Consider the following 20,448-nt stretch of genomic DNA (forward strand, 5'->3'; position numbering starts at 1 on the left):
AAGCATGCGCTGGGCTTGTGTATTGCTGCCGCAACTGGCACTGGATGGCGTGCTGCGCCGTTGCAGCGATCCCGACGCGCCGCTGGCCCTGGTCACCGGCACGGCGCAGCGCCGCGTGCTGCAAACGGTCAACCCGGCGGCCCGTGCGCTCGGCCTGCGCGCCGGGCAATCGCTGACCGCGGCCCATGCGTTGACCCACGACTTCACCTTGGTCGAGTACGCTCCCGATGAGATCGAACGCTGGCAGCGGTTCCTCGCGGCCTGGGGCTATCGCTTCAGTTCCCACGTCAGCCTGTGCTACCCGCGCACCCTGCTGCTGGAAATCGAATCCAGCCTGGCGCTGTTCGGCCCCTGGCCCCGTTTCGAGGCGCGCTTGCGCGAGGAACTGACGGCCCTGGGGTTTCGCCACCGCATCGTCGCCGCGCCGAATCCGCTGGCCGCACGCATCCTGGCCAACGCCCATGACGGTCTGGCCATCGCCAATGACGAGGCCATGCGCGAAACGCTGGGCAGGATGCCCGTCGAGCGCATTGGCCTCGCCCGCGAGGTGGCCACGGCCTTTGCCCGTATGGGCCTGCGCACCCTGAGTCAGGTGCTGGCGCTACCGCGCGACACCTTGGCGCGGCGCTTCCCGGCACAGGTGCAGCTGCATCTGGATACCTTGCTCGGCGAGCGTGCGCTGGCCCTGGACTGTTACGTGCCGCCGGACCGGTTCGATGGACGCATCGAGCTGAACTTCGAGGTCGAGTCGCATCAGGCCCTGCTGTTCCCGTTGCGCCGGCTGACCGCCGACCTGGCCGCCTTCCTTGCCGGACGCGATAGCGGCGTGCAGCGCTTCGCCCTGCACCTGCAGCATGCGGATGCCGCGGACAGCGTCATCCAGGTTGGCCTGCTGAGTGCCGAGCGCGACCCGGCCATGCTCTTCGAGCTGGCGCGTGGCCGCCTGGAACAGGTGCAGGTGGTCACGCCGGTACGTGGGGTGCGCCTACTGGCGCGCGAGCTGCCGGCCTTCGTCCCGGAACACCGCGAACTGTTCGACGAGCGTCCCCAGCAATCGCTGCCCTGGGAGCAACTGCGCGAGCGGCTGCGCGCGCGCTTGGGCGACGAGGCGGTGCAGGGCCTGCGCGCCCAGGCCGACCATCGCCCCGAGCATGCCTGGCAGGCGGCCGGCGATGGCAAGCCGGGGCCCATCCTGCAAGGCCCGTCACGCCCGGGCTGGTTGTTGCGCCAACCCATGCCGCTGCGCGAATCTGCTCCGCGCATCCTGGCTGGCCCCGAACGCATCGAATCCGGCTGGTGGGACGGTGGCGATGTGCGCCGCGACTACTACCTGATCGAAACCCGCTCCGGGCAGCGCGCCTGGGCCTATCGTCCGCTCGGCGAAAGTGGGCCGTTCATGTTGCAGGGCTGGTTCGCATGAACGGCAAGTACGCCGAGCTGCATTGCCTGTCCAACTTCAGCTTCCAGCGTGGTGCCTCCAGCGCCCGCGAGCTGTTCGAGCGGGCCAAGCGCCACGGTTACCAGGCCTTGGCGATCACCGACGAGTGCACCCTGGCCGGTATTGTGCGTGCCTGGCAGGCCGCCAAGGCATGCGAGTTGCCGCTGATCGTTGGCAGCGAGATGCGGATCGAGGGCGGCCCCAAGCTGGTGCTGCTGGTCGAGAACCTCGCCGGCTACCAGCGCTTGTGCCGGCTCATCACCCTGGCGCGGCGGCGCGCGGCGAAGGGTGAATACCGCCTGCTGCGAGAGGATTTCAGCGCGCCGCTGGAGGGGTTGTTGGCGTTATGGATCGTCGACGAGGCGCCCGATCCGGCGCCAGGGCCGTGGCTGCGCAGCCTCTTTGGCGAGCGCCTGTGGCTGGCGGTGGAACTGCACCATGGCGCGGACGATGCGCAGCGCCTGACACGCCTGCAGGCACTGGCCGCCACGCTGGGCATACCGATGGTGGCCAGTGGCGATGTGCACATGCATGCCCGTGGTCGCCGCGCCCTGCAGGACTGCATGACCGCCATCCGCCACCACTGCACGGTGGCCGACGCCGGTCAGCGGCTGTTCGCCAATGGCGAACGGCATTTGCGTTCGCGCCAGGCGCTGGCCGAGCTTTACCCACCGGAGCTGCTGGCCGAGACGCTGCGCATCGCCGCGCGCTGCACCTTCGACCTCGGCCAGTTGCGTTACCAGTACCCCCGCGAGCTGGTGCCTGAAGGCCATACGCCGACCACCTGGCTGCGCGAGCTGACCGAGCAGGGCATGCGTTGGCGTTGGCCCAAGGGCATCCCGGCGAAGTGCCGAGAACAGGCTGAGATGGAGTTGGGGCTGATCGCCGAGCTGGGGTATGAGAGCTATTTCCTCACTGTGCACGATATCGTCCAGTTCGCCCGCACTCAGAGCATCCTCTGCCAGGGCCGCGGCTCGGCGGCCAACTCGACGGTGTGCTACGTCCTGGGCATCACCGAAATCGACCCGGGGCGCATGAACATGCTGTTCGAGCGCTTCCTCTCCAGGGAGCGCAACGAGCCGCCGGATATCGATGTGGACTTCGAACACGAGCGGCGCGAGGAAGTGTTGCAGTACGTGTTCCGGCGCTATGGTCGGGGCAGGGCGGCGCTTACCGCCGTCGCCAGCACCTATCACGGCGCCGGCGCGGTGCGCGATATCGCCAAGGCCCTCGGCCTGCCGCCGGACCAGGTCAACGCCCTGGCTGATTGTTGTGGCCGCTGGAGTGATAAGGAGCCGCCGCTCGAGCGGCTACGTGAAGCTGGCTTCGATCCGGACAGCCCGGTGTTGCGTCGGGTACTGGCGCTGACCGGCGAGTTGATCGGCTTTCCCCGTCACCTCTCGCAGCATCCGGGCGGCTTCGTCATCTCCGAGCAACCGCTGGATACCCTGGTGCCGGTGGAGAACGCGGCCATGGCCGAGCGCACCATCATCCAGTGGGACAAGGACGACCTCGACCTGGTCGGCCTGCTCAAGGTCGACATCCTCGCCCTCGGCATGCTCAGTGCAATGCGGCGCAGCTTCGACCTGATCGAGCGTCACCGGGGTCAGCGCTGGACCCTGGCGACCCTGCCTGCGGAAGACCCCGCCACCTACGCAATGATCAGCCGCGCCGACACCATCGGCGTGTTCCAGATCGAATCGCGCGCGCAGATGGCGATGCTGCCGCGCCTGCGGCCGAAGACTTTCTACGACCTGGTGATCCAGGTCGCCATCGTCCGCCCCGGGCCGATCCAGGGGGACATGGTTCATCCCTACCTGCGCCGACGTAATGGCGAGGAGGCGGTCGTCTATCCTTCCGCGGAACTCGAGGTCGTCTTCAAACGCACCCTGGGGGTTCCGCTGTTCCAGGAACAGGTCATGCAGCTGGCGATAGTCGCCGCCGACTACACGCCGGGCGAGGCCGATGAGTTGCGGCGTTCCATGGCTGCCTGGAAACGCCATGGCGGCCTGGAACCGCATCGTCAGCGCCTGACCGAACGCATGCTCGCAAAGGGTTACACGGCGGACTTCACCGCGCGCATCTTCGAGCAGATCAAGGGTTTCGGCAGCTATGGTTTTCCGGAGTCTCACGCGGCCAGCTTCGCCTTGCTCACCTACGCCAGTTGCTGGCTGAAATGCCACGAGCCGGCCATCTACGCCTGCGCGCTGATCAACAGTTGGCCGATGGGCTTCTACAGCCCCGACCAGGTGCTACAGGACGCGCGCCGTCACGACATCGAAGTGCGCCCGCTGGACGTGCGCCACAGCGAGTGGGATTGCTCCCTGGAGCCAGGCAAGGAGGGGGCCTTGGCCATTCGTCTGGGCCTGCGCATGGTGCGCGGGTTCCGCGAGGAGGATGCTCGGCGCATCGAAGACTCCCGGCGCGATCGGCCCTTCGCAGATGTCGCCGACCTCTGCTACCGCGCCGGGCTCGATGCCCGTGCGCGTGAACTGTTGGCCGATTGCGGCGCCTTGCGCGGCCTGGCCGGGCATCGCCACAGCGCCCGCTGGGCGGTGGCCGGTGTCGAGGTGCAGCCGCCGTTGTTCGCCAACCTGCCGGCGCGGGAGGAGGCCCAGGTGGCGTTGCCATTGCCGACGGTGGGCGAGGATCTGCATACCGATTACGCCACCGTCGGTACCACCCTCGGCCCGCATCCACTGGCCATGCTGCGTTGCCAGCTCAGAGCCCAGCGCTGCCGCAGCTCGCGCGATCTGCTCACCGTCGAGCATGGGCGCAACGTCAGCGTGGCCGGTCTGGTGACCGGCCGGCAGCGGCCACAGACCGCCAGCGGGGTGATCTTCGTCACCCTGGAGGACGAGTACGGCATGGTCAATGTGGTGGTTTGGCACGACCTCGCCGAGCGTCAGCGGCGGGTATTGGTCAACTCGCAGTTGCTACGAGTGGATGGCCATCTGGAGTCCAAGGACGGCGTGCGTCATCTGATCGCGGGGCGTTTGAGCGACCTGACGCCGCTGTTGGTTGGACTGGATGTGCGGAGTCGGGATTTTCAGTGAAGCCGGGGGGATGGCTTGGCAGGCGGAATATGGCTGCCACTAAGGGCCGTCAGAAAGCGAAGTCGTCCTGTCCGAGGTAGTTTTAACCACCTTTTGACTCAGCAAGGTCAGTGGGGGCAATGGCATCAGCTATGTGCTGCACGCTCGAACACCTCGTCCGCCCATTGGTTCAGGCTCTTGCCGGCCGCCTGGGCGGCGATGGTGGCGGCAGCGTGCACTTCAGGGCGAATACGCAGCATCACCTTGCCTGACGCCGGCTTATTCGGGCTGACTCCGCGCTCGGCACAATCGGCCAGGTAGTCATCCAATCAGGTTTGGAGGCGGATAGAGGACGGCAGCCGTGGCTGGTGAAGGGCTATCCTGGCTGGCTCCGATGACGATCAGTGTTGGATAATTGGCCCATGAGGCGCTGGAGCGGCGAGATGAGCATGGGCTCAGCTATCCAGAAAGCGGAGCAGGTGGGTGAAGAGGATGCATGGCATGACACGAGACGAACTACTTTCAGCCGCTGAGTCCGACTACATGAACGAGGCTCAGCTGGCTTTTTTCAAGGCGCTGCTGCTCGCCCAGTTGGACGAGTGCAAAGAACGTGTCGAAAGCGGCAAGGCGCGTCTGGCCGAGCTGGAACGGCCGATCGATGTGGCGGATGTCGCCTCTATCGAAGAGGAGCGCATGACGCTGCTGCACCTGATCGATCGCGACCGCAGGGTGCTTCCCGCATTCCAGCAAGCCTTGGCGCGGATCGACGATGGCAGTTATGGCTGGTGTGACGACACCGGTGAACCGATTGGCCTGCAGCGGCTGTTGTTGAGCCCCACCACGGCCTTGTCCGTCGAGGCCAAGCAACGCCGAGAATTGTTGGAGCGGCACATGAGTCACGCCTGAGTGGCGTGCGTACATGCAAAAAGGGCCTGAATCAGGCCCTTTTGTCGTTCTGAGACGCGCTCAGTTCACCGCGTCTTTCAGCGTCTTGCCGGCTTTGAAACCGGGCAGTTTGGCCGCTGCGATCTTGATCGTGGCGCCGGTTTGCGGGTTGCGTCCATCGCGTGCAGCGCGTGCCTTCACCGCGAAGGTGCCGAAACCCACGAGGCTGACGCTTTCGCCATTTTGCAGGGCAGAAGAGATGGCGCCGGTGATGGCATCCAGGGCGCGGCCAGCAGTGGCCTTGGGCAGGTCAGTCGAGGCGGCGATGGCTTCAATCAGTTCAGCTTTGTTCATGGGCGGTTCCTTCTGGCGTTCTGAGAGGAGCGGATTATAGCCAAGCTTTATTCAGTGGTCTGGTGAATATCCAACACGGCCCAGACTTCCAGCCCTTGCTGCCGCACGGCTTTCTCGGCTTCAAGCCGAGCGGTGAGGGTGCTGATCGAGCGGGAACGGTATTCGAACCTGAAGGCAGGCCCCCCTGTTTTCTGTCTGACGCTCAACTCGACCAGGGTGTAAACCGTAGATCGCTTGGCTTTTTCTTGCGGGGTTGATTCTTTCGGGGATGAAGGGCTAAGGCCTAATGCCTCGCGCATTTCAGCTTCCGATATCTGCTTGGCGTTCAAGTGGGGGCGTTTCCTTCAGGGGGTACAGTGGCTAGCCGTTCGTGGAGGCATGGGGTGGTCTGCGCTCGTTGTACCGTTTCGTATGTTTGCGGTGAAAAACCTTCAGTCTTACGGCCCGATGCCTCGGGTCTCATCGATGCGCTCTGCCATGCGGAAAGCCGTTTCCAGCTCTGAGCAATGGTGCGCCTGCATCAGCCTCCAGCGCTCGGCTTTTTCCTCCGGCTCGGTCATGGCCAGAGCGAGGTAGAGGCTGGGCGGTACGATGCGGAACAGCGTTTCGATGTTCTTCGACAGCACCACCCCTTCGGTGTATTTCCCCGGCTCTTTGCTGGCAGAGAGCAATAGAGCTTTCTGGGCGGGGGTAAGTTTCTTGAAGCGGGCGATTTCCTCGATTTCGGCAAGTGGCATGTTCAGGCAGACCCACCACTCGATCATGTTGAGCATGGTATGCGCGGCATTGGTACACCGAATGAACTGCTTGCGGTGCTCTGACCCATTTCCTGGGCGCTGTCCGGGAGTCGGTTCATGGTTGCGCGGTCTTGTCCTGACTGGTTGTTTCCGCTGCAGTGGGCGTGGCTTCGGCCCTGTTTCCGGTATCCGAGGTCGGCCTGGGCTCGAGGATTTCCTGCTTCATCGCCTTCATCTCGCGCTCAAGGTCGAGGATCTGCTCGTTATGCAGCTGGCGGCGGATTTCATCCGCACCGATCTCGCGTTCGACCTCGGCCTTGATCGCGCTGAAGCTGCGCTTGATCCGGCCGATCCACAACCCGGCGGTGCGCACAGCACCGGGCAGGCGCTCGGGGCCTAGCACCAGCAGGGCAACGATGCCGACCAGCAGCAGTTCGGCAAAGCCAATATCGAACATGGCGTCGGGCCTTAGTATTTGTTGCTCGGTTCTTCGACCTTGCGCGCCTGAGCATCGATGGTCTGGACCTTGTGCTCCTCCACCGCAGGCTTGTCATCATCGTTGCCCATGGATTTCTTGAAGCCCTTGATCGCACCTCCGAGGTCGGAGCCCAAGCTCTTGAGGCGCTTGGTGCCGAACAGCATGACCACGATCAGCAGGATGATCACGAGTTGCCAGATACTGATGCCGCCTATGCCCATGATGTGTACTCCGTGGTGAGGGGTCGATCGGTTGGGTAGAAGGGTGGATATTCCCTGGGCCAGCAGCGGTACGTACCGTGCTGGCCTGGGCCGCAGGCCGGGTGCGCTGGCGCCTGCGGATCGCTAGCGTCCGCGGGTGCCAAACCTGCCCAAGTTTATTTACAGACGTAGAACTTGCGTACGTAAACGTGGCTTTCCCAGGCGCATTCCGCGCCGAGCGGCACGAATACGCTATCGCCGGCGTTGACCTGCAGGCTTTCGCCTTCTGGCGAATGGAGGGTGACGCTGCCTTCGATCAGGTGCATCAACTCGTGGACTTTGTGTGGCCGCCCATGGCGCGTATAGGGTGTCGAGTCCCAGACACCGATGAGCACGTTGGCGCTGTCCTTGTAGCTATTCTTCGAGCGGCATTGGGGCCCGGCGCTGATCAGGATATGCGCATCGGGCGGTGTCGAGGGTGAGAGGTGGGCGAGCGGGTCGAGCGGGGTAAGCCCCGGGTTCTGTTCGTCTGTGACTTGAGCGCAAAAAGCCCAGAGCGTATCCGCCTGCGCCTGGATCTGCAGAGCGGTACCACGGCCGATCACCGCGCTGGCTCCACGGCCCAGTTCGAGTGTGCAGTCTTCGGCTTGCAGGGTCAGGTGCCCGCGGTGAACCACGACCATTTCGAGCTGGGGGTAGTCAGCGATGGCGAATGATCCGCTCGCCTGCACAACGCCCGCAGCCACGCCGTCTGGCCCGAGGTAAGCGATTTCCCGCGCTGTGCCGAACGGGTCGGCAGGGCTCAAAGAAGCCGAGGTCATGGGCGTAGGCGCACGGCTGCCATCGGCGCGTACCAGCAGCAGGGTGGTGGGTTGTGACATCAGGGGTATCTCCAGGAAATGTTATTGGTAAGGGGTGTAAATGCCCGTAGCAAGGGCGGGTCAGCCAATGGCCTGAGTCACCAGGGCGAATTGGCTGACGCCGCCGACAGCGCGCGGCGGCGTTCCCCGAGCCATTTGCGCGACTCTGTCGACCTGTTTCAGGCCAGCGGCTTCGAGCCAATCGGACAGGCCGCTGTCGGCCGGAATATCGATGCGTACGAAAGCCTCCGGCACTTGTGCCAACAACACGCCTATCAGGTGCTTGGCCTGTTCGGGATTTTCCGCGATGACCGGGCCGATACAGCGGCCACGGCCGAACGGGCGCAGTAACGCGAAGCCGCGTAGCTGGCCGTCGCGCTCGATACCGACTGCCTGTTCGACGACATCGAACAGCTCGCTGAGTACGCTTTCGCGGTCCAGGCCGCTGCCGGCATTGGCCAGTTCGAGCTGGCGAACCCGATCGGCTGCGGTCAAGGGCCGGCACTGTTCACCGGCGGGTAGGGCAGGGGTATCGGCGGCTTGTGCCTGGCCCTGATGCTGGTGGATCTGACCGAACTCGACGAAGCCTTGGCTGGCGTACAGCGGGACACCCGCCAGGGTGGCGTTGAGGATGGCGGTGCGCGGCGTGCAGGCTTCGAGTGCCAGCTCCATCAGCTTGCGGCCAATGCCTTGGCCCTGGTACTCGTCGCTGACGATCACCAGGCCGATGGTGGCGTAAGCGCCCTGCGGGCAAGCGAATGCGGTACCGATCATGCGGCCGTTGTCTTCTACGACGAAGCCTTCGGCGACGCGTTGCAGCATGGCCCAATCCTCCAGGCGATGGGGCCACTTCAACAGCACGGACAAGGCATGGGCCGCCGCCACGTCCTCGGCGGTCATGGGGCGATAAAGGTGGGAAGGGCGTTGAGCGACGGACATGGCAGGACTCCGTTGTTGGCTGCGTGCGGCGGGAAATTTTCATCGACTATAAGGCTGTATCCCACCTGCGGCGCGGCCTGGCAAGGGGCTTAAGGCAATTCGGTAGATTCCCCAAGCGGCGGTTCCATAGGCCATATTTGTTGCTTAAACGAGAGTCACTATCAGCAGTAAATGCTTGGCTGTTTTTTCTGAGGGGGGCTGAGTCAAAGGCTTTGCGCCGATCGATTCTTGCTCCACGGGAGGCTTGGTACGAGGCTTTGAATTGAATTGCAGCAGAGCTCTTCGGCGGATGCAGTTCTGTCCGGCTGCTACGTCCGGACAGAACTGCAGACGTCCGATCCGCGCTAAGGCCAGTCGGTATAAGAAAAAAAAGACGCCCGGTTGGGCGTCTCAAGGCAAAGGAGCGTGGGGGGATGCCTTTAAGAAAAATCGGTTGGCCCGCGGCAAACCGAACCGGTAACTGCGCTTACAGAATGCTCAGCGGGTATTCGATGATCAGGCGCACCTCATCGGTGCCTTTGTCGAACGAGCTGGAGCGGTAGGTAGCCTGGCGCAGGCGCAAGGACAGATCCTTGGCCGAGCCCGACTGGACCACATACTTGGCTTCCACGTCGCGCTCCCAGCGCTTCTCGTCGTCGAACCCAGCACGGAAGTAGGCACCAGTCGGGTCGGCCTTGGTGAAATCGATCTGGTCGCCTTTGATGTAGCGGGTCATGAGGGTCAAGCCCGGCACACCGAAGCCGGCCATGTTCAAGTCATAACGGACCTGCATGGAGCGCTCGTTAGGACGGTTGAATTCGGCGTACTGCACCGAGTTGGCCAGCCAGATCGAGTCGACACCGATGAAGTCGAAGGTCTCGTCGCCATCGATCTTCACGTAGGCCAGGGTCAGCTTGTGCGGGCCGAAGGCGTAGGCACCTTTGGCCGACCAACTGGTGGTGTCCAGCTCGCCGGCACGAGCCTCACCCTCGTCGCTGGTCTTGTAGGCAGCCAGGGTGAAGTTCAGTGATTGCTGGTCGGCCAGCGGGATGGTGTAGGAGGCATAGCCGAAGTACTGGCGCCAGATCTCTTCGGCCTCGCTGGCGTAGGCCATCAGACTAAGGTTGTCGTTGACCTTGTAGGAGCCGCCGATGAAATCGACGCTGTCAGCCTCGATGCCCGCGTAGGTGGTGAACAGGCCGTCATCGGAATTGGTCGAGTTTCTACCGTTGTACGCGGTGTAGTGACCGGCCTCGAGGAACAGCTTGTCGAACTCTCTGCTCGACAGCTGGAAGCCGGTGGCCACTTCCGGCAGCAAGCGGTTGTCACCCATGGCGAACACCGGAGCAGCCGGGCGCTGTTCGCCGTACTTCAGCTCGGTGGAGGAGACGCGCATCTTCACCGCGCCGCCGATCTCGCCGAAGGAGTCCGGCACTTCTGCGTCGGCAGTCTTGTTGTTGCTGATCGGCAGCAGGCCGGCGCCGACCCGGCCGCGGCCAGTGTCCAGCTTGACCCCGCCATAGGCGAAGGCATCGGCGCCGAAGCCGACGCTGCCCTGGGTAAAACCAGATGCGAAATTGAGCATGGCGCCATGGGCCCATTCCTCGCGATAACCGTTGCGTTCGCTGGCGGGCTTAGATCCATTGATGCCCTCGCCGTTACTGCCGCCATCATGGAAGTCGCGGTTCATGTAGAAGTTGCGGTTGAGCAGATTCAGGCTGCTGTCCTCGATAAAGCCATTGGCTTCCTGCCGCTGACCGGCCACGGCCAATTGCGAGGCGGCGGCGGTGACCGCCAGGGCGAGAAGGCTGGGTTTCACGACGTTCATGGTCTACTCCATAGGTTTTATTATTCGCGTAGCCGTTCAGAAGAACCGCTGCAGAACTGGCGCGGCCGGGCAGGGCTCGCCCAAGGCGCGGCGTCTGTATCCCACTGGCGCCGGGGCCTGGCAAGAGGCTGAAGACAATTCGGTAGATTCCCCAAGTAGCGGTTCTATAGGCCGTATTTTTTACTTGGACGGGGCTCGCTATCAGCAGTAACTGCTTGGCTGCTTTTTGGTGCAGAGGCATTAATCATGAGCCGGAAAAGCCATGGCGGCGTTCGGAAAGCGCTAAGCCCGAATCGATATCAAGCCGAGTTTTTCCACGGTACCGGCCCAGCTGAGGTGGGCACGACCCGCATCTGAATCGATCTTGCTGCCGTCGCTATCGTTCTCCTTGATAGAACGGGCATGGGGACGATGACGCGCCGAAGCTGGCCAGGTAGAGGCCGTAGCGGATCGGCGCTGCAGCGCTCGCTGAGGCGTTGAAATCGGCTGTATTGACGCGAGTGCGCCAGTCGGCGAGGGTGCGGGCATGCCCCTTAACTGGGCTTCTCCGCTCGCCAGGGCGGTGGCGTCAGCGCTTCCTTGAGCATCGCCAGGGAAAGCGTTTATTCATGCGCTTCGCCCGTGGCCGGGCCAGCCGCTCGTCGAATGGGCAGCGTGGTTGGATAGGGCACGTCAGTTCGACCTCAATACGCGGCTACTGAGCCTCGCGCAGGCGAGTTTGGCGATCCCGTCAGCGGGTGGCAATGGTTGGGGCAGTGTCCACTGCGTCGGAACTCGCGCTTGAGAGATGCGCCTATGAAGGCCTTATAGGCCGTCGCTCGTTCGAGCTGTCGACTTTTCTGCGAGTGGTGCGCTGTTCAATAACTGAACTGAATAGGGAGAAAGACGGGAGCAAGGCTCCCGCCAGAACAGCGAGGGAAGACTGTCAGAAATCCGAGACCTTGCCCCAAGCCCCTTTGTTCAGCCGGGCAAGGCTGTACTGGGTGTGGTCCACGAACGGCGTCTTGCCCGTCGCCAGTTCGGCAATCAGGCGTCCGGCACCGGGGCCGATGCCGAAGCCGTGGCCCGAAAAACCGGCGGCCAGAATGAAACCGGGCAGGTTCTGCGCTTGGTCGATCACCGGCACACCGTCCGGGGTGCTGTCGATATAGCCGGCCCAACCTGCCTGAACGGGCACGCTGCCGAGGGCGGGCAACAGGCGGCGCGCCCGCGCAAGGGTATCCCTGAGGATCGCCTCCGACGGGCGCGGATCGAGGATACGCACGCGTTCCATCGGTGTAGGTCGGTCGAGTGCCCATTTGCGGCGCGTTTCGTGTCCGTACTGCCAACCCTGCAGGTCACCCGGTGAGAGCATTTGCCAGCGTTTGGCGAACATCGGCAGAAAGTAAGAGGAGAAGCGAAGTTGCTGCGGCGTCGGATCCACGCAGGCCCTTCCGGAAATGGCCAGGGTATAGCCGCCATCCCCGCGCCGCGTGACGGTTACCTCACTGGTATGAAGTGCATCGGGAAGCCCCTGGGCCCCCGGCATGACTGACAGGATGCTGGAGCGTATCGACGCCTGCGGAAAGCGAATGCCGAGCTGTGCACAGAAGGAGGAGGCCCAGGCGCCGCCGGCCATCACCACTTGTTGGGTCTTGATTACGCCCTTTTCGGTAATCACCCCCGATACCCGGCCAGCCTCGGTCTCGATACCGCGGGCGGCGCAGAACTGGTGCAGCGAGCCGCCATGCTTGAGCACGCCCTTGGCGATCAGCGGCGCGGCCCGCGACGGATCGGCGATGCCGTCGGACGGCGAAAGCACCCCTCCCAACCAGGGCTTGCCGGTCGCCGCGCCGCGTTGCGTGGCTTCGGCGCCGCTCAGCATATGGGTCGTGACGCCCTGGGTGATCGCGAAGTCGCGCCATTTCGCCCAGCCGTCCAACTCGGCCTGATTATCCGACAGATAGAGCAATCCGCAGCGGCGGAAACCGAGGTCCTCGTCGAGGTCGGCGGTGATCTCCTCCCAGAGGGCGAGACTCTTGGTCGACAAGGGCAGTTCGCGCGCGTCGCGGTTCTGCTGGCGGCACCAGCCCCAGTTACGGCTGGATTGTTCGGCGCCTATACGGCCCTTCTCGAGCACAGCAACGCTCATACCCTGACGGGCCATGTAATAGGCGGCGCATGCGCCGATGATACCGCCGCCGATGACGACGGCATCGGCTCTTTCTGGCAGCTCCGGGGTGGACTCAATGGTGATCAAGGGAGCCGGCATTCTATTCTCCTGGCCTGAAATCTATTGTTTTACGCCTTTGCAGCGAGCAATGCAGACAGTGCTGCAAAGCGGCCTCAATGCTGTGCCAGTGCGCGCTGATAAGGTGATCGGCGCGCACAAGATCGGAACGATCGAAACTGAGATCCGGGGTCTGCTGCCCTGTTGGTCGATTCGGAGCGGCAGACCAGGCTACGGCAGGCATCACGCCAATCGCCCATGCCGTTGCGCTGATCCTATATTAGGCATCACGACCCGCAGAGGGCTGTCGTATTGGTAGTGCGCAATCGCAGAATCGGGCGTTTTCGAGGGTGCGCTCGGAAGTTTATGCTGCGGCGGGCGGAGTGATCGTCGCGCCAGGTCCTGTAGCTTGAGCGCTGACTGTTCCTCCCATCACTTGCTGCTCGCCTTCCGTATGTCCTTCCCTCTTGGAGGAAGGTGGCGCGAAGCGACGCGTGCGGGCAACGAGCATGCCCGTTGCCACCATCATTGGGCTCTTCAGGCCCTTCACCCCGACCGATGAGTACTCAGCTCGAGCGTGGTTGCAGGGCCGGAACGTTTGCTTTCGCCGATGGCGATGAAAATAGTCGGAAGTTGCGTATTCCCAGGGTATCCGGAATTTTCTGCTGAGCGCTCGGCGGCATACTAATCGCAGCAAGTTGGCAATGCATTCCCGTGGGACTCGCGCCGAACATGGCGAGCAATCCCGGCTTGATGATGCTTGGGTAAATCATGGCTAACCACAGATGCCCTAATCAGAGAACAGTGAGGTCGTGTAGATGAAAACACTGCTGCTTACTAAAGAAGAAGTCGGCAGATTGATATCTATGAAGGAAGTCATAGGTACGGTGGAAGAGGCATACAAGGCTTTCAGCAGTGGGCAGGTGGTTCAGCCTGACTATATTGGGATACACCTTCCCGCGCCGCGCGGAGAAATCGACTTCAAGGTCGGTTACTGCAAGAGCAATGAAATCATCTCGATGAAAGCCTCTTCCGGAGGCTTCCTCGATAACCCGACGGCGCATGGCGTGCCCAACGGCATGGGCAGCGTTCTGCTGTTCGATGCCAACAGCTGTGCGCTGATCTGCGTCATGGATGGCAGTCTGCTCACCGGTCTCAGAACGGGAGCCTCGGGCGCCGTCTCGGTCAAGGCGCTGGCGAGAAAGAACGCGAAGAAGGTCACCTGCATAGGTACCGGCAACCAGGCGCGGATGCAGATTCGCGCCATTAGCCTGGTGATGCAGATCGAAGAGATCCATGCCTGGAGCAGAAACCCGGAGACGCTCGCCCGCTTCAAGGCGGATATCGAAGGCGAGTTCGCTATTCCTGTGACCCTGGCGGATTCGAAGAAGGAGGCGGTCGAACAGGCGGATATCCTGATCACCACCACCCGTGGCAAAGGCCCGCTGGTGGAAGCGAGCTGGGTGAAACCCGGCACCCATATCGTCGCCATCGGCACGGATATGAAAGGCAAGCAGGAGCTCGATCCGGAAATATTCAGGCACGCCAAGATCGTCAACGACTCGATCTCGCAGTGCATCGATAAAGGGGAAACCTGGCATCCGCTGAACGAGAAGATCATCAGCCTGGACGATATCCACGGTGAGCTTGGCGAGATTCTACTGGGCTCCAAGCCGGGCCGGGAGAGCGATGAAGAAATCACCATCTTCGACTCCACCGGCATGGCCATACAGGACAACACCACTGCCGAAAAAATCTATCGCAATGCGCTGGAAAACAACGTTGGAACCTTCTTCGCGTTCCTTTGACGCGTGATTTTTTCGGCAGTACGGAGAGAGGAAACTACATGCGCGACCATCCGACCATTCAGGATATTCGAGAAGCCCAGGAACGGCTGAAACCCCATATCAAACATACGCCGCTACTGCGCGCGGAGAAGATGGAGAAGGCCGCCGGTTGTCAGCTCTATCTGAAGCCCGAAACCCTGCAGATCACCGGGGCCTTCAAAATTCGCGGTGCTTTGAACAAGACGCTCTCGCTACCCAGGGAGGAGATCGCCAACGGGATCATCGCCACCTCTTCCGGCAATCACGCCCAGGGGCTCGCCTACGCTGCCCGCATGCTGGGCGTGAAAGCGATCCTCGTGCTTCCGGTGACCACCCCGAAGATCAAGATCGCCAATACCGAAGCCCTTGGTGCGGAGGTGATCCTCTTCGATGGCGACACCGCCGCCCGCTGGAAAAGGGTGTATGAAATCGCCGAGGAAAACGGCTATGTGCCCGTCCATGCCTTCGAGGACCCGCTGGTGATGGCCGGTCAGGGCACTATCGGTTGCGAGATCCTCGAAGACCTGCAGGATGTGGATACGGTCATCATCCCCATGGGCGGCGGCGGCCTGATTTCCGGCATCGCCACCGCCATCAAGGAGTCACGGCCATCGGTGCGGGTCGTCGGCGCGGAACCGGCGTTGACGCCCAAGTACTACCACAGTCGGTTGAACAAGCAGCGCACCACGCTTCCCTTGAAGAACACCATTGCCGACGGCTTGCGAATAAGCGTGCCGGGGCAGAACCCCTATCCGATCATCGAGCGCTATGTCGACGAGATCGTCCTGGTCGAGGACGAGCACATCATCGAAGGCATGCGCGCCCTGGCCAAGGACGCGAAACTGATCGCCGAGCCCGCCGCCGCGATCGGCATCGGCGCCTTGCTGGCGGGCGTGGTCAAGGTCAGGCCGGATGAAAAGGTCTGCGTGGTACTGACCGGCGGCAACTGGGACCTGGGCGATCTGGCCGAGGTATACGGCGCTGCCGACTAAGCGTGCGGCGCGCCGGCGGAGCGGGCAGAGTAAGTGATGTCGCCTCGGCCCCCCCGATGAAGAACGCCCCTCCTTATGGAGGGGCGTTTTGTTTGGTGCTGTCCCAATGATGCGTTGCATGAGGGATTCAGGGCTGAACCCTTTTTGCAGGGCAGCAGCGGGTAGGGTGCGCCGTGCGCACCAGCTCGGGTGACGAATCACCGGTGCGCACGGCGCACCCTACGGCTCCAGTCCAATTTGGGTTCAGTGGCGATAAATGAACGCAACATGCGCTTTATGGATGGGCGTTTTGTTTGGTGCTGCCTCAATGATGCGTTGCATGGGCTGAACCCTTTTGTAGGGCGGCAGCGGGTAGGGTGCGCCGTGCGCACCAGCTCGGGCGATGAATCACTGGTGCGCACCCTACGGCTCCAGTCCATCTTACGTTTAGTGGCGATAGCTGAACGCAACATGCGATTGGGACATGGCTTTTTGTTTTGCCGAATACGAAAAGAGTGAGTCGCGCTGCCCGGGAACAGAACTCGCTCGGCAGCGCAGAACCTGCTGTTTCGCTGTGCAGGCAACACCTACACCTCCCGTGAGACGGCCGTCCTGGCCACAAGAAATCGGGCGATCACGGGCCTTTCGAGGCCGGCCGCAGATCCTGCCAGCATGCTCCGGATCGAAAAGGAATCTGCCTGAGTCACCCGGCAATAGAGCATTTCCGTAGGGCTGAGATTCATAGACTTGTAGTCACCAACCCGTCATCCACATCCAGGAGATCGACCAAGTGACCTACAAACCGAAATTCATCAGCTTCGATTGCTACGGCACGCTCATCAACTTCGAAATGGGCCCGACCGCGAAAAGACTCTTCGAGGATCGTGTGCCGAGCGAACGGATGCCGGCCTTCCTGGACAGTTTTCGCTTCTACCGTCTCGATGAGGTATTGGGTGAGTGGAAACCGTTCTTTGACGTGGTTGAAAACTCCATTCAACGCACGTGCAAGAAGCACGGCGTGGAATATCGTCCTTCCGATGCGCTCGCCCTGTACGAGGCCGTACCGACCTGGCAGCCGCACCCGAACGTCGTCGAGACGCTCGAGGCAATCGCTGCGCATGTTCCGCTGGTGATCCTGTCGAACTCGATGGTCGATCTGATCCCGCACAGCGTCGCCCATCTCAAGGCGCCTTTCCACGCGGTCTACACCGCCGAGGAAGCCCGCGCCTACAAGCCGCGGGCGCAGATGTTCGAGTACATGTTCGATCAGCTCGGCTGCGGGCCGGAGCAGATGATGCACGTCTCCTCGAGCTTCCGTTACGACCTGATGACCGCCTCTGATCTGGGCTTCATGGCCAAGGCCTTCATCGACCGCGGTCACGAGCCCGCCTGCGACGGCTATGGTGTCAACCGCCTGACCGACATTCGCCAGCTTCCCGGTTTGCTCGGCCTCGATTGCCTGGCCCAGACCGCCACGATGAAACGGGGCGCATGATGTCGGAGCATCCGATTGCGGCAGCGGCGTTGAGCACGGCGGTGCCCAGCCTTGCCCTGGACGAGGTGGGGGCCTTGGTCGGTCGTCTCTACGGTATCGATGGCAGCGTCAAATCGCTGGTGGGCGAGCGCGACCAGAATTGCTGCATAGAGACCGCGGACGGCACGCGTTACGTGGTCAAGATCAGCAATCCATCCGAGCCGGTTGCGGTCGTCGATTTCCAGATCGCTGCGCTCGAGCACGTCGCCCGCGTATCGCCAGACCAGCCGGTGCCACGCGTCGTGCGGACGCTTGGAGGACATACGTGCGACACCGTAGCACTGGCCGGCGGGGTTCAAACCACCGTGCGGATGCTGACCTATCTCGACGGCGTGCAAATCCGGGAGACACCCCGGACCGCCGCGCAGCGTCGGGCAATGGGGACAGTGCTCGCCGAATTAAACCTCGCGTTGCGCGATTTCACCCATCCTTCCGCGACGCACGATCTGCTGTGGAACGTTTCCGCGGCGCACCGCCTGGCAGCCAAGCTCGATGCCATTGAGGACGCCCCGCGTCGCGCGCTCGCCGAGTCGTTCATGACGCGCTTCAACGAGCATGTCCTGCCGCGTCTGCCCGCGCTGAGGTCGCAGGTCATCCACAACGATTACCACCTCTACAACGTGCTGGTCGCAGCCGAGGATCATCAGCGCATAGTGGGGATCATCGACTTCGGCGACATGCTGCATGCCCCGCTGGTGGGGGAGGTCGCCACGGCGGCGGCCTTTCACATGGCCGGCAGCGCCGATCCTTTCGAGGGGGCGGCGCAGTTCGTCGGCGCTTATCACGCCACGCTGCCGCTCAGCGAAATGGAGCAGGAGGTCGTTGCCGACCTCATGGCCACACGTCACCTGATCACCGTGTTGATTTCGGAATGGCGGGCCAGGCGCTACCCGGAGAACCGCGCCTACATCATGCGCCACAACCCCGCGGCATGGGAGGCGTTGTCCCTGATGGCCGATCTTTCCCGCGATCAGGCGCGCGACCGATTACTCACCGAAGTAAGCAAAGGAAAAAGCCAATGAAAAGCACCACTGACCTCAACATGGTCAACGCCTATATCCCCGGACGCGCCGACCTGAGCCCCGCAACCGCGGCCATGATCGCGCGGCGCGACGCCTTGCTCGGCCCGGCCTATCGGCTGATGTACGAGCACCCGCTGCATATCGTGCGTGGCGAGGGCGTGTGGCTGATCGATCCAGAGGGGCGCCGTTACCTCGACGTGTACAACAACGTGGCCTCGCTCGGCCATTGTCACCCGGCGGTGACCGAGGCGATATGCAGGCAAGCGCAGACGCTCGCGACCAACACCCGCTATCTGCACGACACCATTCTCGAACTGGCCGAACGCCTGCTCGCGACCGTGCCCGAGACTGACCTTGCGCATCTCATGTTGACCTGCACGGGCAGCGAGGCAAACGACGTCGCCTATCGTATCGCCAAGGTCCGCACCGGTGGCACGGGCGTGATCGTGACCGAAACTGCCTATCACGGCTTCACCGACGCAGTGTCGCAATTCTCGCCATCACTCGGCGCGACAGTCGATCTCGGCGCGCACGTTCGCCTGGTCCCGGCACCGCGCCTCTATCATGCTGAGGGTGCTGACCTCGGCGAACGCTTCACCCGCGATGTCGAGGCGGCGATCGCCGATCTGCGGCGTCACGGCATCAAGCCAGCGGCACTGATTGTCGATTCACTGTTCACCAGCGACGGCATCCTCCCCGGACCGGCGGGCTTCTTGAAGGGCGCGGTCGACGCGATCAAGCGGGCCGGTGGTATTTTCATCGCCGATGAGGTCCAGCCCGGCTTTGGTCGGACGGGCAAGCATATGTGGGGTTTTCAGCGTCACGGCGTCATCCCCGACATCGTCACCCTGGGCAAACCGATGGGCAATGGACAACCTGTCGCGGGACTGCTGGCCACCGCTGACGTATTGGCGGAATTTGGCAAAAACTCGAGGTACTTCAACACCTTCGCCGGCAATACCGTATCGTGCGCGGCGGCGCTGGCGGTGTTGGATACGATCGAAAAAGAAGGCCTGGTGCAGCATGCCGCCAGGGTCGGAAAGATCCTGCACGACGGCATCGCCGCGCTTGCCACCCGGCACGAGGCGATTGGTGATGTGCGTGGTGCGGGCATGTTCGTCGGCGTGGAACTGGTCTCGGATCGCGCATCGCGAACCCCCGACCGCGAGCTCACCAGCCGGGTGGTCAATCTGATGCGCGACAAGGGCGTCCTGCTCAGCGCCTGTGCGATGGGGCACAATGTGCTCAAGATTCGACCGCCGCTGGTGCTGTCCGCGGAACAAGCCGGCATGGTGATCGAGACGCTCGACGAAGCGCTAACCGAAGCGCAATCGGCAAAAGCGCGCTAACGGGACCGACACTCAAGGTACGACTCATGCGATCTTCAGCTTCCCTCGACCCGTTCGATCTCAAGATTCTTGTGCATCTGCAGCGCGAGGGACGCTGTTCGAATGTCGATCTGTCCGCGGCCATTGGCCTCAGTGAGAGCCCATGTCTCCTGCGTACGAAACGGCTTCAGGAAATCGGCATTATCCGGGGCTACCGCGCGGAGGTCGCACTGGAGACGCTGGGCAGCCACGTAATCGTGTTTTCCGAGGTGACCATCTGCAGCCATCGGCCCCGCGACTTCCGTAAATTCGAAGCAGGGGCTGGCAAGTACCACGAAATCGTCGAATGCTACAACGTCAGTGGCGGTTACGATTACCTGCTGAAAATCGTGGCGCCTAGTATTTCCTGTTTCCAGGCGCTCATGGAGCGGCTGCTGGAAGATGATATCGGGATCGAGAAATTTGCCAGCCGGATCGTATTGCGCCAGCCGCTCGATCAGCGTGGATATCCGCTGAGTACTATCGCAACCGGTAAGCCAAGTTGGGACTGATCAAGTGACGCATTGACGCATGAAGTTCGGCACCTTGCATCACTATGGCGTTCGGTTTGAGCTTGGCGTCCGTCGTGTTTCTAACCTTCTGTAGCTGTCTCGCTGCGGTGGCTATACGCAACTGCTGCCGGGCCCGATGGGGCTTTCGGTAGATTGCATAAATGGCGGCTCGACAGACCGCAGCTACTGCTCAAATGGGGGCTAAGGTCGGCAGCAAATATTGGCCGATTTTTTCTACGATGGAGGCCTGGCATCTCATCGCCGAACTGGCGTC

Annotated in this window: 17 protein-coding genes and 2 pseudogenes; 9 read left to right on the forward strand and 10 right to left on the reverse strand. The window is 62.5% G+C overall.

All coding sequences use genetic code 11. The annotated features are described in order from the left end of the window. The first annotated feature begins 4 nt into the window (after positions 1 to 4). Both G9C89_RS14950 and G9C89_RS14955 read left to right on the forward strand, forming a co-directional pair. The gene (locus G9C89_RS14950; protein WP_172149340.1) at positions 5 to 1,420 is read left to right on the forward strand and encodes a Y-family DNA polymerase; all 1,416 of its coding nucleotides are present in this window, start codon (positions 5 to 7) and stop codon (positions 1,418 to 1,420) included. After that, positions 1,417 to 4,494 carry an error-prone DNA polymerase gene (locus G9C89_RS14955; RefSeq protein WP_172149342.1) on the forward strand — a complete coding sequence of 1,026 codons (3,078 nt, stop codon included), beginning with the start codon at positions 1,417 to 1,419 and terminating at the stop codon, positions 4,492 to 4,494. The genes G9C89_RS14950 and G9C89_RS14955 overlap by 4 nt, the downstream gene beginning before the upstream one ends. A gap of 125 nt (positions 4,495 to 4,619) precedes the next feature. Here the strand turns inward: G9C89_RS14955 and G9C89_RS14960 are convergent. Continuing rightward, positions 4,620 to 4,802: pseudogene (locus G9C89_RS14960) on the reverse strand (toxin-antitoxin system HicB family antitoxin); the annotation flags it as partial. Between the two features lie 172 nt (positions 4,803 to 4,974). Here G9C89_RS14960 and G9C89_RS14965 point away from each other — a divergent pair. Beyond that, positions 4,975 to 5,379, forward strand: a complete 405-nt coding sequence (locus G9C89_RS14965; RefSeq protein ID WP_172149344.1) for a TraR/DksA family transcriptional regulator — start codon at positions 4,975 to 4,977, stop codon at positions 5,377 to 5,379. A 60-nt stretch (positions 5,380 to 5,439) separates the two neighbouring features. On the opposite strand, the gene G9C89_RS14970 is transcribed toward G9C89_RS14965, so the two are convergent. The 9 genes and pseudogenes from G9C89_RS14970 to G9C89_RS15010 form a co-directional block, all read right to left on the reverse strand. Next, the gene (locus tag G9C89_RS14970) at positions 5,440 to 5,763 is read right to left on the reverse strand and encodes an HU family DNA-binding protein (RefSeq protein WP_315852823.1); all 324 of its coding nucleotides are present in this window, start codon (positions 5,761 to 5,763) and stop codon (positions 5,440 to 5,442) included. Continuing rightward, positions 5,760 to 6,041, reverse strand: coding sequence for a hypothetical protein (locus tag G9C89_RS14975; RefSeq protein ID WP_256674197.1), 282 nt, complete (start codon positions 6,039 to 6,041; stop codon positions 5,760 to 5,762). Before G9C89_RS14975 ends, G9C89_RS14970 begins: the two co-directional genes overlap by 4 nt. Before the next feature lie 108 nt (positions 6,042 to 6,149). Further along, a pseudogene (locus G9C89_RS14980) lies at positions 6,150 to 6,497 on the reverse strand (conjugative transfer ATPase); the annotation flags it as partial. Positions 6,498 to 6,564: 67 nt separating this feature from the next. After that, positions 6,565 to 6,906: a Sec-independent protein translocase protein TatB gene (gene tatB, locus G9C89_RS14985; protein ID WP_172149346.1), complete on the reverse strand. Its 342-nt coding sequence runs from the start codon at positions 6,904 to 6,906 to the stop codon at positions 6,565 to 6,567. Between the two features lie 11 nt (positions 6,907 to 6,917). Next, positions 6,918 to 7,148: a twin-arginine translocase TatA/TatE family subunit gene (tatA, locus tag G9C89_RS14990; protein ID WP_172149348.1), complete on the reverse strand. Its 231-nt coding sequence runs from the start codon at positions 7,146 to 7,148 to the stop codon at positions 6,918 to 6,920. Positions 7,149 to 7,303: 155 nt separating this feature from the next. Then, complete coding sequence (locus G9C89_RS14995) at positions 7,304 to 8,008, reverse strand: cupin domain-containing protein (RefSeq protein ID WP_172149350.1); 705 nt, start codon at positions 8,006 to 8,008, stop codon at positions 7,304 to 7,306. A 60-nt stretch (positions 8,009 to 8,068) separates the two neighbouring features. Continuing rightward, positions 8,069 to 8,926, reverse strand: coding sequence for a GNAT family N-acetyltransferase (locus G9C89_RS15000; protein WP_172149352.1), 858 nt, complete (start codon positions 8,924 to 8,926; stop codon positions 8,069 to 8,071). Positions 8,927 to 9,392: 466 nt separating this feature from the next. After that, positions 9,393 to 10,733, reverse strand: a complete 1,341-nt coding sequence (locus G9C89_RS15005) for an OprD family porin (RefSeq protein WP_172149354.1) — start codon at positions 10,731 to 10,733, stop codon at positions 9,393 to 9,395. Between the two features lie 925 nt (positions 10,734 to 11,658). Continuing rightward, positions 11,659 to 12,984 carry an NAD(P)/FAD-dependent oxidoreductase gene (locus G9C89_RS15010; protein WP_172149356.1) on the reverse strand — a complete coding sequence of 442 codons (1,326 nt, stop codon included), beginning with the start codon at positions 12,982 to 12,984 and terminating at the stop codon, positions 11,659 to 11,661. Positions 12,985 to 13,760: 776 nt separating this feature from the next. On the opposite strand from G9C89_RS15010, the gene G9C89_RS15015 reads away from it, so the two are divergent. From G9C89_RS15015 to G9C89_RS15040, 6 genes are all read left to right on the forward strand, one after another. Continuing rightward, entirely contained in the window at positions 13,761 to 14,750 is a 990-nt protein-coding gene (locus G9C89_RS15015; protein ID WP_172149357.1) for an ornithine cyclodeaminase family protein, read from the forward strand. Positions 14,751 to 14,788: 38 nt separating this feature from the next. Further along, the gene (locus tag G9C89_RS15020) at positions 14,789 to 15,760 is read left to right on the forward strand and encodes a threonine/serine dehydratase (RefSeq protein WP_172149359.1); all 972 of its coding nucleotides are present in this window, start codon (positions 14,789 to 14,791) and stop codon (positions 15,758 to 15,760) included. Positions 15,761 to 16,529: 769 nt separating this feature from the next. After that, positions 16,530 to 17,234: a haloacid dehalogenase type II gene (locus G9C89_RS15025; RefSeq protein ID WP_172149361.1), complete on the forward strand. Its 705-nt coding sequence runs from the start codon at positions 16,530 to 16,532 to the stop codon at positions 17,232 to 17,234. After that, the gene (locus tag G9C89_RS15030; protein WP_172149363.1) at positions 17,231 to 18,295 is read left to right on the forward strand and encodes a phosphotransferase; all 1,065 of its coding nucleotides are present in this window, start codon (positions 17,231 to 17,233) and stop codon (positions 18,293 to 18,295) included. Before G9C89_RS15025 ends, G9C89_RS15030 begins: the two co-directional genes overlap by 4 nt. After that, the gene (locus G9C89_RS15035) at positions 18,292 to 19,644 is read left to right on the forward strand and encodes an aspartate aminotransferase family protein (RefSeq protein WP_172149365.1); all 1,353 of its coding nucleotides are present in this window, start codon (positions 18,292 to 18,294) and stop codon (positions 19,642 to 19,644) included. Before G9C89_RS15030 ends, G9C89_RS15035 begins: the two co-directional genes overlap by 4 nt. A gap of 26 nt (positions 19,645 to 19,670) precedes the next feature. Then, positions 19,671 to 20,174, forward strand: a complete 504-nt coding sequence (locus G9C89_RS15040) for an Lrp/AsnC family transcriptional regulator (RefSeq protein ID WP_172149367.1) — start codon at positions 19,671 to 19,673, stop codon at positions 20,172 to 20,174. The last annotated feature ends 274 nt before the right edge of the window (positions 20,175 to 20,448 follow it).

The sequence above is a fragment of the Pseudomonas tumuqii genome, assembly GCF_013184545.1.
Taxonomy (GTDB): domain Bacteria; phylum Pseudomonadota; class Gammaproteobacteria; order Pseudomonadales; family Pseudomonadaceae; genus Aquipseudomonas; species Aquipseudomonas tumuqii.